Source organism: Sulfuricurvum sp. (assembly GCF_028713855.1).
Taxonomy (GTDB): domain Bacteria; phylum Campylobacterota; class Campylobacteria; order Campylobacterales; family Sulfurimonadaceae; genus Sulfuricurvum.
In genome coordinates, this window is record NZ_JAQTNN010000004.1 from 79,810 (window position 1) to 93,302 (window position 13,493).

The following is a 13,493-nucleotide window of genomic DNA, read 5'->3' on the forward strand; positions in this document are numbered from 1 at the left end:
CGCCTTTATATGGCGCGAGTTTTTTCAAGAATCGAATCAATCGCCGCTTGAAGTTTTGTCAAATCATACCCTGCGGCTTCAGCTTTTTTAAGGCCATACGCAATCCCGTGTTCACCGAAGGGATCATTAATCGGAAGAATCGTTTTAACAATATGAAGTGCAGTTGCAAATTCTTTGATTTCTTCAGGAGCTTTGTCCGGAGCATCCGAATATTCGATCATCTCTACGAATTCTTTGTCAAAATTCCAGTGGGTAAAAATCGCTGCCGTAACGGTCGCTGTCGTCTCTTCGATATACGAACGTTCTACTTGCGAAATATCGATTGCAGAAGTGATATCCGCTTTAAAGTTGGTGGCTAAATCTTCTTGGATAACATCACTGGCAATAATGATTTTACCCGTCTCTTGTAAAAATGCAGCAAGAAACAGTTTATCAGCTTTGGCACGGTCGATCTTAGTGTACCACGCGTGCATCAAGGCCGCCTGCATCGAAGAGATTTCTGCGAAATGATCCGAAGATACCCCATAAGGTTCCATATCGACATTGAGAAGTTTACGAACAGAGTTTCCTAATCCGATCGATCGGGTCATACTCATACCGAACAATGAAACGGCCTGCCCTACGTTGTTAATCTCACGTCGGAAACTGTATAAAGGCGAATTAGCCGCTTTGAGTAAGTTGGCAACGATCATCGGATCGGTTTCGACCGTTTTGACCAGATCCTGAATCGATGAATTCGGATCGTTACAGACACGCTGCATATCAATAACGGTTTTAGGAAGCGGCGGCAAAGATTTAATACTGTTTATAATCGAGCTTTTCATTAAAATTCCTCTACAAAAGCAATTGAAGTTATTATACCCTACTTAGCTCAAGAGCCAAATATTTTCCGGTAAAACTTCCGGTTTTTTCCCAATCTCGGGCAACAGACTCAGGATCGCCCTGAGCGACGAGCAATCCGCCGCCGCTTCCCCCTTCAGGCCCCATATCGATGATGAAATCGGCATTTTTTATCATATCAAGGTTATGTTCGATGACCAGCACCGAATTCCCCAATTCAACGAAATTATGAAGTACCCGGGTAAGACGATTGACATCATCAAAATGTAACCCTGTCGTCGGTTCATCGAGAATATAGAGGGTATTTCCGGTATCACGGCGGCTTAACTCTTTCGCAAGCTTGATCCGTTGAGCCTCTCCTCCGGATAAGGTAACGGCATTTTGTCCCAATGTTATATAATCAAGTCCCACATCGCTAAGAGTTTGCAAAATTACTTTGATTTTAGGGATAGGAGCAAAAAATTCGAGCGCTTCGCCTACGGACATATTTAATACATCAGAGATAGTTTTCCCTTTGTACTCCACTTGAAGAGTCTGCATATTATAACGGCTGCCATGACACGAATCACATTTGACCATAATATCGGGAAGAAAGTGCATCTCAATCTTGATTTCCCCTTCCCCCTGACATTTTTCGCATCGTCCGCCCTTGACGTTAAAACTAAAGCGTGATGCCGTGTAGCCTCGAATTTGCGCCTCTTTGGTCTTAGCGAAGAGATTACGAATTTCATCCATAACTCCCGTATACGTTGCAGGATTTGAGCGTGGAGTTCGTCCTATAGGACTTTGATCGAGATAGATTACTTTGTCGAGCTTCTCCAATCCTTCTACTTCAACTCCTGCAACGCGGTTTATTTTACGGGCATGATTCAATATCTCACGGGTAACAGGGAGAAGTGTTTGCAATATCAGCGAACTTTTCCCGCTTCCGCTTACCCCCGTCACACAAACAAAATTATGAAGCGGAATCTCTACACTTAAATTAGTAATATTATTTAATGTCACATTTTTAATGCTCATCCACTCTTTTTGCTCGCGTCGATAAAAATATTCGATCTTTTTCCGACCGGAAAGATACTGAGCAGTGAGAGTATCCGATTTTTTCATCTCTTCAAGCGTTCCTGCGAAGACGACGTTTCCTCCGAATTTTCCGGCACCCGGCCCGATATCAACGATGTAATCGGCATTCTCGATGGTCTCTTTGTCATGTTCGACGACGATAACCGTGTTTCCTTTTTCCTGCAATGATCTCAGTGTTCGGATGAGTTTGAGAGTATCACGTTCATGCAGTCCGATACTCGGCTCATCGAGGACGTACATGACACCGGTCAAACCGCTGCCGATCTGCGAAGCGATACGGATACGCTGAGCTTCTCCTCCACTGATGGTACGGGCATCACGGCTGAGGGATAGGTATCCCAATCCGACATCGAACAAAAAGAAAAGACGTTCGCGTATTTCGTTCAAAATAGACGCGGCAATCATCGCACTTTGATCGCTTAATCCTTCAAAAGTCTGCGGATCGGAAAACCATGCATAGGAATCTTTCAGCGGCATGGAGATCACCTCTCCAATCCCTTTATCCGCGACACGAACCGCTAGCGATTCACGCTTGAGACGATGAGAGTTACAGATATTACACGGCTTTTCAGACATGTAATCGGCGAGATCTTTTTCGTCTTTGAAGATATCATACGCAATGCGGACAATCCCCGGCCATGTGCGTTTGATCGGGTGATCTTGCCATTTGAATTCCACTTCATCGACACTGCCGTGGAGAATCGCTTTTTTCTGATACTCTTCGAGGGTGTAGAAAGGGGCCGTAATGCTGATCCCTGATGCGGCACAAAACGCTTTTAGAAAGGTGAAGTAATATCCTTTGTTAAAGCCGTAAACAATCTTGATCGCCCCTTTTTCAATGGGGAGTTCAGAATCGATGATTTTCTCATAATCAAGTGCGTATCGTATTCCCAACCCGTCACATTCACTGCACGCCCCTTTAGGAGAGTTAAACGAAAACGAGAGAGGTTCCAGCGGATCAAAACTCACTTTACAGTCAAAACAGGCGCTGTGCTCACTGTAATGGATCAGCTTTTCAGCCATCCCTATCTCTTCGTGGTTTTGAATCTCAATCTCTACCTCACCGTAGGACTCTTTGAGCGCTTTTTCGACATCTTGAGCCACACGGTCATGGTTGTCATCTTTGATAATAAGGCGGTCAATGACCACTTTAAGGGTATGTTTTTTAGTTTTGGAAAGCTCGATCTCTTCATCCAGCCGTACCATAACCCCATCAACCATCGCACGCACATATCCTTTGTGACGGAGTGATTCAAGAATATCGGCAAACGAACCTTTCTTTTCCCGAATCAAGGGAGCCAAAATAACAATTTTAGCCCCATCCGGGAGTTTGAGTACCTGCGTGATGATATCTTGTGCCGACATCTTCGAGATTTGTTTACCGCACAGATGACAATGTTGAATACCGATACGGGCGTACAAAAGGCGTAGATAGTCATAAATTTCGGTAATCGTCCCTACGGTTGAACGGGGATTTTTGGACGTGGTTTTTTGATCAATCGCGATGGCCGGGGTAAGCCCTTCGATTTTATCAACATCAGGCTTTCCTACCCGATCCAAAAACTGACGTGCATAGCTTGATAACGATTCGATATAACGGCGCTGACCTTCGGCATAAAGGGTGTCAAATGCCAATGTCGATTTTCCGCTACCGCTGATTCCGGTACAAACAACGAGCTTATTCTTCGGAATCTCCAAGGAGATATTTTTGAGATTGTGTTCTCGTGCTCCGATAATTTTAATCATATCCATAGTCGTTTACCCCGCGATCAATTTGTATGCCGTAATGGCAAAAATAAGTATGTAAAAAAGCACCAAGACCTGCTTGTAATGGGTGATGCGTGTTTTGTGCAGCAACCCTATTCCCAATATTATCCCAACCAACGAGCTAAGTGCCATAATGATTCCAGCCTGAAGATTGATGAATCCTAAAAATAATAAGGTAGCGAATGCCGAAATAGAGGTGAACATAACAAAAAAGAGTCCTACTGCTGAAGCTTTTTTCAAAGGAAATCCCATAAAACTAACCAGTATCGGGGTCATTAAAATCGATCCTCCGACACCGAGCATCCCTGAAAATATCCCGATCCCGCTTCCTATAAGAGTATATAAAGGACGATTGACCACTTCAGAACGGCTCGGAACAGGATTGGAAAATGCTAATCGTCCCAATGTAAAAGCAACAATACTCAAAAAGAGCCATTCCAATATTGTTGCATCGAGTAATTTAACCATAAACCCTCCGATAATCGCACCGAGTATCCCGCCATAACCGAAATATTTGATCTCATGTACCACATAGGTCTGATTTTTATGATGAATCCATGCTGCCAGCAAAGAGCCTGCGACCATCTGCATCATGGATATACCGATCGCCTCTTTGATACCAAAACCTAAATACAGCAAGATAGGTACACTCACCGTCCCTCCGCCTATTCCGAAAAATCCGGATAGCGTTCCGACCGTCATACCTAAAAGTGCTAATTCAATCACCATATTGTCTGCTTTAATTTTTGTGTCGCGCGATTATACTTGTTTCGTGCTTCAATAAACCCCCTTCTCCATCAACTGATTTTACGGTATAATCAATCTTCTATACTTACACCCGATAAACGAGGAAACGATGTTACCGATCATTGTGCAAGCGGCCGAAAACTTTTGTATTCATCAGTTACGACTGCCATACCATCGTATCAGTGATGCCTCTAAAAAGAGAACGTTTCTTGCTTATATCGATATTGAAGCTAATGACGGAACCTTCCAAAGGGTCTATATCGGATGTGATTACACACTGATTCAAACCATCGCCGAAACATTTTTAGGCGAAGACGAGAGTGATGATCAGACCCTGATTGATATGCTTTTGGAAACAACCAATATGATCGTCGGAAGCGCAAAAGTGTTGGCAGAAGAATCATATAAGACATCAATGACTATCATGACCCCATTTTTCGTATGCGATAAAACAAGCCAAGGCGATCCTGAAGAGATTCAGCACCTTAGTGTCGAAAACGGCGAAATGATGATTGCACTTAAAAGGCTTTAACGTATGGATGAAACACTAACAAAAGCAGAACCTTCCCTTCTCAAAGATCACCCTTTTGATGCTGTTAAAGAGCTTTCATGGATGGACTATGAAGGATTGCTCGATATGGAAGTTGAGTTCGTCGCCGATTTGGGACAAACAACTCTTTCGCTCGGAGATATCCTCAAACTCGAGAAAGGGTCAGTCATTGATCTTGGAAAACCGGCAGGTGAAAGTGTTGAATCCTACGTGAACCGTCGTATTATCGGCAAAGGAGAAGTAATGGTTTATGAAAAAAACTTGGCTATCCGTATCAATGAGGTTCTCGATTCGAGCGCCGTCCTTTATTACCTTTCAAAAGAGAGACTATGAGATATCTGATCCTTTTACTTCTTCTCCCCGCGTTTCTTTGGGGAGCTAAAATCCTAAGCTATAACGTCTATGATCGCAATGATCGTGTTGATGTCATGCTGACATTCGATACTCCGTATGAGGGTGTACTTCGCCAAAATCGTCAAGGAGATACCGTTGTCATTAAACTCGAAGAGGCATTTATCGATGCACCGACTGTCAAAAATGTCAATTCAAAGTATTTGGAAAAATTAGCCATAGCCCCACAAGGTGAACACATTGAGATTGTCGCTCAGGTTACTCCCGATGTAACCATGCAAGCGTCTAAAACGTCTGATTCGTATGGATTAAGACTCCGTTTTATGCCTGCCGCTGCCACCAGCAATGCAACTGAGCAAACACCGCCTGTTGATGAAACATCGCTTACAGGACTTCCAACTAAAAACAACGCTGAATTTGAACAAAGCTATTACGTCGTTATCGTTATTATGTTAATCGGTATCGCCATCTTGTTTTGGCTCAAGCAAAGTATCGCCAAGCGTACCGCAACCATCCAAACGGAGCCTAAAACACCATGGCTTTTCAACAAAACAGTCCCTGAGCCTAAATCTGCACCGGTTGCACCGATTAAAACTGCCGGGGATGCTGGAGGCGTTCATATCCGATTTCAGAAAACGCTTGATCCGTCCCATACCGTAGCGATGCTCGATTACGGAACTATGAGTTATTTGGTATTGTTGGGCAATAACACTATTTTACTGGACAAATACCAAGATAACATTCCCATTACCCAAAACGATTTCGAGACGCTCTTGCAATCCAAACACCGTGAACTCGATGGCTATTTCCAACTCGCTCCCGCACAAGACGAAGCATTCGATTCCTATAAAGAAAAAGCTTCAGGGGTTTATTAAACCCCTACTTTAGTTGACATTTCCAAGATCGTACCGAGTATACACATCATAAGCTTCTTCTCCTCCGGTTGAAGAAAGAACTTCACGAATCAATACAGCAGCTTCTTTACGACTTCCTCCTGCAAACCCTTTTGCATAGATCTCCGCCAAAGTCACCTTGGCCGCCGGTTCACCTTGGGCAACTGCCATTTTGAGATAATGCGCCGCCTTGTCAAAATCTTCAGGAACTCCCATCGCATTGGCATACGCAAATCCGGCAGAGACTTGTGCAGGTAAAATACCCGCTTCTGCCGCGATCGTATAATATTCAGTTGACTTGGTAAAATTACGCATAACGCCTTGACCGTTATAATACAGTGTTGCCAGTGCAAATAAACAGCGCGGATCCGTTTCACCCTTCATAAACCACTCATACGCTTCCTCAAAGCGTTTCGAAGCATAAGCATTCATTCCGGCATTATAAAAATCGATTTCCACATCATCCCCTTTTTGGTGCGATTGTAACCAAAGAGGCTAACAATAGAGTAATCATATGAAGGGAGGTATAAGAATTTATTAGAAAAAAAGCCAAAGCAGCAATGCAAATCCGAGGGTGAGGTTAAACCAGCTTCCGCCCTCTTCAAAAAGCATCACCAGTAAATTGTAGTACTGCCGTTCCACAGCGCTTGAAGCTATGATTAACCCTTCCTTCGCATAATGGGTAATCTCAACACCATAAATAAAAGCGATGATCTCAGGTACAATAAAAAAAAGAATTACCCCGACAAATCCCCAGATGCTTTTTTCCGGTTTCATCGACATGAATGCTTTTTTAGTTGCAGGATTTTTGGCTATCTGTTCTGCTTTGGCCTTGATTTTATGATGCATAAACAGTATTAGCACTCACATTTCATATCGGAAGCTTTAAATCCTTCGCCTATTTGACGATGAGTGAGAAAAAATTCATCGACTATGGCGCGAAAATGAACCGGATCATCGATGCGGTTTACGAGATCACGCAGTGCGGATGCCCCCTCGTACCCTTTTGAGTAGGTGTGTACGTGTTTACGGAACGTCACAACGCCACGTGCACCGTAACAGCTTATCATACCGTCTAAATGCTCCATAATAATCGCGTGTTTGATGAGAGGATCGACAGTGGAGCTTCCGGTTTTGAGTTGATGAAATATCCACGGCGCACCGACGGCTCCGCGCCCGATCATTACGCCATCGGCTTTAGTATGTTCTAACACCCACTGCGCTTTCTCAAACGAGTCTATATCACCGTTGGCAATCACAGGTATTGAGACTGCCGCTTTGATCTCAGCAATAGCATCGTAATCAACGGGAGCTTTAAATTTACCCGCACGGGTACGCCCGTGAACGGCAAGGAAATCAGCTCCGCAATCCTGAACCAGTTTAGCAATCTCAATATGGTTTTTCGACTCAAATCCGAGCCTGATTTTGACACTGAGGGTCGATTTATTGGACGTCTTTTTAATCATCTCGATGATACGTGCCATACGAGGCAAATCATTTAGAAGAGAGCTTCCCGAACCGTGACACACGATTTTAGGAACCGGACATCCGCAGTTAAGATCGATAATATCGATATCCTCCACACTGTTGAGAACTTCGACTGCACGTCGGACAATATCCTCTTCTGCACCCGCGATTTGAACCGAATATGGGTCTTCATTCGGACTTCGTTCCAACATACGAATCGTTTTTGCCGAACCGTATGCAAGGGCATTAGAGCTGATCATCTCACTGACCGTCAAATCGGCACCGAATTTTTTGACGACATTACGAAACGGCAGATCGGTATATCCGGCAAGTGGAGCAAGCGCATAAACGGGAAAATCAAAAGAGAGTTTAGGAGTCATAAAAAATTACCTTGGAAGAGAAGGTAGCCAAAAAGGGCTACCTTTTAAAGTCAGTTAACAGTTTGGACGTAAAAAGATCGCGATATCATAGTGCTTATTCGCACGTTTAAGGTCACGATACGCTTTGAAAATCTGATAATCACTGTTTGCCGTATTGTTTAGAATTTCATTAGCGGTGTCGATCATCTGTAGATCATAAAGGGTATAAAGATACCCTTCCATCGCTTCATCATTGTGTTCACTGAGCATTTCGAAAAGTCGGATTCGTTGCTCAGGGAGCATGTTTTTAGACATTGCCTCAGAAAGGTCAATCCAATCCGTACTGGTTAGTTTAAGCGTTCCAAAAAGTGTTGCTAATTCTTCATTACTGATTTGGATGCCGTTTTCAGCTGCATTTATCCGTTGAACGAAATCAACCAAAGAGGCTTTTGTAAAGAGATGTTTAAATTTCATGATCGAACCGACCGATGCTGTTTTAACATACGATTCGTACGCTTTGGCGCATACGATTTCGCCATAGCTTTCAGGACGTGACAGGATGCTGTCCGCATCCATCTCTCCACGTTCAAGACGGTTAAGGTTGTTTTGGATCGCAATTGATGTCGTCGATGGCAAATGAAATTTCTTGATATCGATTTTTTTCTTCTCTTTGACATCGCGCATTAACTCAAGCGCTTCATCAATTTTCTCATTTCCGATAGAACGGAGGGTTTCATACGGGAGGATTAGAGAGTTATCAACCAACTTGCCCATAAGTTTATACGCTTCACTTTTGTACACATAATTTCGCTCACCAATCCCCAAGAGTGAATCACGCAGTGCATCAATCATCTTCTCATGGTCTTTATTTAAACGGCGAAGTTTAAAGTTACCGACCAAAGCATAAACACCCATGTGCAATATGCTCGCTATGTACATGATTGCAAGAGGTACTACAACCCAAAATGCGACTGGAAGGTTTGGAAAATGCATCCCTAATAAATCAAATGCGATCGAACCATTATCTATCGTGTAGACGGCAATACCGACTAACATCATTAAAATGAACGATGCGATGGTGTAACGTTTTAGTTGCATTTTCTCTCCTCCTTAGTGTTTGTTTTTTTCAACGATTGGACGGCATACAATACAATATTTTGCATGCGGTTTCACTTTTAAGCGCTGAAAACCAATATCGTCTTCACACATTTCACAAATTCCGTATTGTTTGGACTTGATTTTAGCGAGAGCGGCTTCGATCTCCTCGAGTTCATGCATCTGTTGTGCACCGATAGCATTCTCAACCATGTTGTCATTACTGGCAGATGCGTAATCACCCTCGTCGTTGAGTTCCATCTCACGTAGCTGTTTCATCTCGCTCTCGACACCGGTAATATTTTTGATAATCTGAGCTTTTCGCGTCAGCAATATTTCTTCAAAATACTGCAACTCATGGTCTCTCATCAATGCTCCTCATTTGTGGTACGGATGGTTTGCTAACAGTGAATAGGCGCGGTATATTTGCTCTAAGAGCACCGCTTTAGCGATTTTGTGGCTCATTGTCATCTCAGAGAGACTGATAGCCACGTCGCATTGGTCTACAAAGCTCTTTTCAAAGCCGTAGGCTCCTCCTATAAAAAATTGCATCGAAATTTTATCACTTATAAGCTTACTAAATGCAAAGCTATCCATTTTTTTACCCTCAGGATGGAGGACAATCGAGTAATTTTTACCCAACATCGGTGATAATAGTTTTGAATACGCCGTTTGTGATGCTTCCGGACTGATAGTGTGAGCTTTAACTATCTCTTTTGGAAACAATTCAACGTCATCCACTTTAGCAAAACGGGAAATCATTTTCATCTGTTCTTGATAAAGAGGGTCATACAAAGAGCGCTCTTTTTTAGCGATGGATATAATCGAGATATTCACAGTAATCCTGATCCGATAACGAGATATGTAACGTGACTAAAGGTATCATCGAGCTTAACTCCGCCGATAGCCCCTACCGGGTGATTAGAAAGAGATGCAATTTCATCGAGACGCTCCCCTAACACTTTGGCTTCCGATTTTGTAGAGGTGGCTCTATACGCTCCCAATCCGATGTAATTAACATCCAATGTGTTGGCAATCGTAATCTCTTCGGCGTTATGGGTGGAAAGACCGATGATTTTATCTTCCCCGATTGCCATTTTTAATATTTTAATAGCGCGTATAGGATCAGGATCAATCGCATACAAATCTTCCTGACCGATATGAACGCCGTCGCAAAACGCTGAGAGCTCATAATGATCGTTAATAATCAAAAATCCTTCCCAAATCTGTCGTAAAGTGATTAAATCGGCTTTTACGCTAGCAATATCAGTATGTTTATTACGGTATTGGAGAACTGTGGCGCCTAAAGATTTAGCACGCTGGGCAAACGAGAGAGGATCAATCCCCCGCGTATGGAGCGTATCGGCATCACAAAGAGCGTAAAGCTGCATTAAGGGAGAAGCAGTTTGAGCATATCACTCAAGGTTTCTTTGAGTTCACTGCGGGCAACGATCATGTCGATCGACCCTTTCTCAAGGAGAAATTCAGCACGTTGGAATCCTTCCGGCAAATCGCTTCCGATGGTTTGTTTAATAACCCGCTGACCTGCAAATCCGACCAACGCACCCGGTTCGGCAATGATAATGTCACCCAACGTTGCGAAAGAGGCGCTTACCCCTCCCATTGTTGGGTCGGTAAGGAGTGAAATATACGGTAGTTTCGCATCGGCTAATTTTGCCAATGCCGCTGAAGTTTTTGACATTTGCATGAGAGAAAAGGTACTCTCCTGCATACGCGCACCGCCGCTGGCACTGACAATGATCAAGCCCATACGTTTCTCTAGTGCACGGTTCACCGCACGAACAATTTTCTCCCCTTCAACCGAACCGAGTGATCCGCCCATAAAGTTGAAATCAAAGACAACGAGTTGTGCCGGGACCGAATGGATCGTACACTCACCGCTCACTACGGAAGAATACGTTCCATTTTTAGCATACCCCTCTTCAACACGTGCCGCATAGCTTTTTTTATCGACGAAGTTAATCGGGTCAACCGGACGAAGATTGGCATCAAATTCGACAAAACTACCCTCGTCCGCAATGAGGGCTAAACGCTCTTTAACACCGATACGAAGATGAAACCCGCATTTAGGACATACATGATTTTGTTTTTCAATCTCTTTATAGTACATTAACGACTGACAAGAGGGGCATTTTACCCAGTGAGAAGGGGCTTCACTTTTGGTGGGTTGTTTTTTCTTTTCGGAGTCCCCGAACAGGTTAAATAGACTCAAAAATACTCCTTTTCTACAATCAAACGTATCTGCTCAAAAAGCTCTTTATCCGCACTAATGAGAATATATCTATCATCTTGAAACACGTGCAAGTGTTGACTTAGATAGAGTCCGGCTTGGATATCGTATGGCCGCATTGTACCCAAAAATAGCACATATTTTACATAAGGGGCATACGCCAGAGAAAGAGCAAGTCCCCCTGGAGAGCGAAATTTCAGCTTTTTAGCTATCAATTTTTGGATTAATTTAGGGTGCTCGGGAGCTTTTTCAAATAGACCGATTTTAGCCCATTTATTAAGAACAATCTCTTTTTTTTGCAAGGGATTTTGAAGAGCGGTTAGAAAATATTCATCTAAAGTACGAACGAACAAATCGCCGTTCGCGAGATTGCAGACGATGGCTTCCGTCGTTTTCCCTGCACAAACACGGGCGATAGAAACACCGTAATAGGGAAATCCGGAGACGAAATTATCACTCCCGTCGATAGGGTCAATGATAATGTTAATCGAAGATTCAGGACTCATCCAGCCGCTCTCTTCGGAAAATACCGATCCAAACGGTGAAAGGTGCCGGTAGCAGATCGCTTCGGCCTCCATATCGATACCGTTGCTGATATCTCCGCCATAACCTTGTTCATGGAGAGCAAACAAAGTATGATGCCCTTCCTTTACAAGAGCGGATATCTCTTGACACGCTAAAATAGAAGCGTGGATAAAACGCTCCATCAAACCAACAATGATTTAACGATTGAACGAGCAGCTTCACGCCCGTCATAGGCTGCGGTAACGACCAAATCAGCACCGCGATAACAGTCCCCACCGGCATAAATGCCTGATGTAGTCGTTTCATGCTTCTCATTGACGATAATGCCGCCCCATGAGTTCACTTCGATTCCGTTTTCAGCTAAGAACGGTGGTACTACCGGATCAAATCCGAGCGCCATAATAATGACATCGGCGTTGACATTAAAGTCGCCCCCTTTGACCTCTTCCATTTTTTGACGACCCGACTCATCTTTGGAACCAAGAACGGTTTTAGCCATATGGATACCTACTGCCTTGCCGTTTTCACCTAAAATGACCTCTTTGGGAGAAGCGTGGAAAACAAATTCTACCCCCTCTTCAATCGCATTTTTATACTCTTTGACTGAACCGGGCATATTATGCGCATCACGGCGATATAGGCAGGTCACGTTTTTAGCACCTTCGCGTTTTGAGGTACGGACACAGTCCATAGCAGTATCACCACCCCCGATGACAACAACATCAAGGTCTTTGAAATCAAATTTTTTATCGTAAGTAGAACCGAAATTCTTACGCTGAATTGCACTCAAATAGTCCATTGCAGGATAAACATTGGAAGCATTTTCTCCTGCTATTTTGGCTGTTTTGCTTTTCGTAGCACCGATACCGATAAATACGGCATCATGGTTGTCGGCAATGGCATCAAATTCGATATCTTTACCCACTTCACAGTTCACCACAAGTTCTAATCCCGCTTCCAGAAGCAAGTTAACACGGCGCTCAACAATTTTTTTGTCGAGTTTAAAATTTGGAATACCATACGTGAGTAATCCGCCCGCACGGTCACTTCTCTCGTACATCGTTACCGCAATGCCGGAACGAAGCAAATAGGTAGCGCACGAAAGACCTGCAGGCCCTGAACCGATAATCGCTACCTTTTTATCCGTTGTGATCCCTGGAAAGTATGGTTTTAACCCTTGACGGAATCCTTCTTCGTTAATAAAAGTCTCAATCCCGCCAATGGTGATAGCACCATGTCCGTCATTTAATGTGCAATCGCCTTCACAAAGACGATCATGCGGACACACACGTCCCATGACTTCAGGAAACGGTGAAGGTTCATTGGAGAGATTAAACGCAAATTTCAAATCTTTTTCCGCAACCGCTTTGAGCCATTGGGGGATATAGTTATGCAACGGACATTTGTTCAAACAAAATGGATCACCGCACTGGATACAACGATCACTTTGAGAAGAGGCATCGCTGGCACCCATCGGCTCGTAAATTTCACTAAAATCTTTTAAGCGTTGTAATACAAGGCGTTTCGTGGGGTCGATACGCTCAATCGTTAAAAATTCTCTCATAATA

General features: G+C 43.6%; 16 protein-coding genes. 3 read left to right on the top strand and 13 right to left on the bottom strand.

Translation table 11 applies throughout. The features are described 5' to 3' along the window. Positions 1–5: 5 nt before the first annotated feature. The 3 genes from PHI47_RS05180 to PHI47_RS05190 are packed head-to-tail and all read right to left on the bottom strand — an operon-like array spanning position 6 to position 4,416. Positions 6–824: an HDOD domain-containing protein gene (locus tag PHI47_RS05180; protein WP_299934529.1), complete on the bottom strand. Its 819-nt coding sequence runs from the start codon at positions 822–824 to the stop codon at positions 6–8. A gap of 31 nt (positions 825–855) precedes the next feature. After that, positions 856–3,672, bottom strand: a complete 2,817-nt coding sequence (uvrA, locus tag PHI47_RS05185) for an excinuclease ABC subunit UvrA (RefSeq protein WP_299934532.1) — start codon at positions 3,670–3,672, stop codon at positions 856–858. Positions 3,673–3,678: 6 nt separating this feature from the next. Further along, complete coding sequence (locus tag PHI47_RS05190) at positions 3,679–4,416, bottom strand: sulfite exporter TauE/SafE family protein (protein WP_299934535.1); 738 nt, start codon at positions 4,414–4,416, stop codon at positions 3,679–3,681. Positions 4,417–4,543: 127 nt separating this feature from the next. On the opposite strand from PHI47_RS05190, the gene PHI47_RS05195 reads away from it, so the two are divergent. The 3 genes from PHI47_RS05195 to PHI47_RS05205 are packed head-to-tail and all read left to right on the top strand — an operon-like array spanning position 4,544 to position 6,210. Beyond that, a complete protein-coding gene (locus PHI47_RS05195; protein ID WP_299934537.1) occupies positions 4,544–4,966 on the top strand; it encodes a chemotaxis protein CheX in 423 nt (140 codons plus the stop codon). A gap of 3 nt (positions 4,967–4,969) precedes the next feature. Next, positions 4,970–5,317, top strand: coding sequence for a flagellar motor switch protein FliN (fliN, locus tag PHI47_RS05200; protein ID WP_299934540.1), 348 nt, complete (start codon positions 4,970–4,972; stop codon positions 5,315–5,317). Continuing rightward, positions 5,314–6,210, top strand: coding sequence for a hypothetical protein (locus tag PHI47_RS05205; RefSeq protein WP_299934543.1), 897 nt, complete (start codon positions 5,314–5,316; stop codon positions 6,208–6,210). Before fliN ends, PHI47_RS05205 begins: the two co-directional genes overlap by 4 nt. A gap of 9 nt (positions 6,211–6,219) precedes the next feature. Here the strand turns inward: PHI47_RS05205 and PHI47_RS05210 are convergent, their stop codons facing one another. From PHI47_RS05210 to PHI47_RS05255, 10 genes are all read right to left on the bottom strand, one after another. After that, on the bottom strand, positions 6,220–6,687 hold the full coding sequence (locus tag PHI47_RS05210; protein WP_299934546.1) for a tetratricopeptide repeat protein: 468 nt from the start codon (positions 6,685–6,687) through the stop codon (positions 6,220–6,222). Positions 6,688–6,765: 78 nt separating this feature from the next. Then, a complete protein-coding gene (locus PHI47_RS05215; protein ID WP_299934549.1) occupies positions 6,766–7,092 on the bottom strand; it encodes a hypothetical protein in 327 nt (108 codons plus the stop codon). Beyond that, the gene (locus PHI47_RS05220) at positions 7,086–8,075 is read right to left on the bottom strand and encodes a tRNA-dihydrouridine synthase (protein WP_299934551.1); all 990 of its coding nucleotides are present in this window, start codon (positions 8,073–8,075) and stop codon (positions 7,086–7,088) included. The genes PHI47_RS05215 and PHI47_RS05220 overlap by 7 nt, the downstream gene beginning before the upstream one ends. A gap of 54 nt (positions 8,076–8,129) precedes the next feature. After that, positions 8,130–9,152: a hypothetical protein gene (locus PHI47_RS05225; protein WP_299934554.1), complete on the bottom strand. Its 1,023-nt coding sequence runs from the start codon at positions 9,150–9,152 to the stop codon at positions 8,130–8,132. A gap of 12 nt (positions 9,153–9,164) precedes the next feature. Then, a complete protein-coding gene (dksA, locus tag PHI47_RS05230; protein ID WP_299934556.1) occupies positions 9,165–9,518 on the bottom strand; it encodes an RNA polymerase-binding protein DksA in 354 nt (117 codons plus the stop codon). A gap of 9 nt (positions 9,519–9,527) precedes the next feature. After that, positions 9,528–9,986 carry a 23S rRNA (pseudouridine(1915)-N(3))-methyltransferase RlmH gene (locus PHI47_RS05235; protein WP_299934559.1) on the bottom strand — a complete coding sequence of 153 codons (459 nt, stop codon included), beginning with the start codon at positions 9,984–9,986 and terminating at the stop codon, positions 9,528–9,530. Then, positions 9,983–10,540: a thiamine phosphate synthase gene (locus PHI47_RS05240; protein ID WP_299934561.1), complete on the bottom strand. Its 558-nt coding sequence runs from the start codon at positions 10,538–10,540 to the stop codon at positions 9,983–9,985. Before PHI47_RS05240 ends, PHI47_RS05235 begins: the two co-directional genes overlap by 4 nt. After that, entirely contained in the window at positions 10,540–11,382 is an 843-nt protein-coding gene (gene accD, locus PHI47_RS05245; protein ID WP_299934564.1) for an acetyl-CoA carboxylase, carboxyltransferase subunit beta, read from the bottom strand. Before accD ends, PHI47_RS05240 begins: the two co-directional genes overlap by 1 nt. Then, positions 11,379–12,107, bottom strand: coding sequence for an inositol monophosphatase family protein (locus PHI47_RS05250; RefSeq protein ID WP_299934566.1), 729 nt, complete (start codon positions 12,105–12,107; stop codon positions 11,379–11,381). The genes accD and PHI47_RS05250 overlap by 4 nt, the downstream gene beginning before the upstream one ends. Further along, the gene (locus PHI47_RS05255; RefSeq protein WP_299934568.1) at positions 12,107–13,489 is read right to left on the bottom strand and encodes a glutamate synthase subunit beta; all 1,383 of its coding nucleotides are present in this window, start codon (positions 13,487–13,489) and stop codon (positions 12,107–12,109) included. The genes PHI47_RS05250 and PHI47_RS05255 overlap by 1 nt, the downstream gene beginning before the upstream one ends. Positions 13,490–13,493: the final 4 nt, after the last annotated feature.

Coding starts and splice junctions, on each gene's coding strand:
- uvrA (WP_299934532.1), bottom strand. CDS start 3,672: ATGGATATGATTAAAATTATCGGAGCACGAGAACACAATCTCAAAAAT.
- PHI47_RS05190 (WP_299934535.1), bottom strand. CDS start 4,416: ATGGTGATTGAATTAGCACTTTTAGGTATGACGGTCGGAACGCTATCC.
- fliN (WP_299934540.1), top strand. CDS start 4,970: ATGGATGAAACACTAACAAAAGCAGAACCTTCCCTTCTCAAAGATCAC.
- PHI47_RS05205 (WP_299934543.1), top strand. CDS start 5,314: ATGAGATATCTGATCCTTTTACTTCTTCTCCCCGCGTTTCTTTGGGGA.
- PHI47_RS05180 (WP_299934529.1), bottom strand. CDS start 824: ATGAAAAGCTCGATTATAAACAGTATTAAATCTTTGCCGCCGCTTCCT.
- PHI47_RS05220 (WP_299934551.1), bottom strand. CDS start 8,075: ATGACTCCTAAACTCTCTTTTGATTTTCCCGTTTATGCGCTTGCTCCA.
- PHI47_RS05255 (WP_299934568.1), bottom strand. CDS start 13,489: ATGAGAGAATTTTTAACGATTGAGCGTATCGACCCCACGAAACGCCTT.
- dksA (WP_299934556.1), bottom strand. CDS start 9,518: ATGAGAGACCATGAGTTGCAGTATTTTGAAGAAATATTGCTGACGCGA.
- PHI47_RS05240 (WP_299934561.1), bottom strand. CDS start 10,540: ATGCAGCTTTACGCTCTTTGTGATGCCGATACGCTCCATACGCGGGGG.
- PHI47_RS05225 (WP_299934554.1), bottom strand. CDS start 9,152: ATGCAACTAAAACGTTACACCATCGCATCGTTCATTTTAATGATGTTA.
- PHI47_RS05250 (WP_299934566.1), bottom strand. CDS start 12,107: ATGGAGCGTTTTATCCACGCTTCTATTTTAGCGTGTCAAGAGATATCC.
- PHI47_RS05195 (WP_299934537.1), top strand. CDS start 4,544: ATGTTACCGATCATTGTGCAAGCGGCCGAAAACTTTTGTATTCATCAG.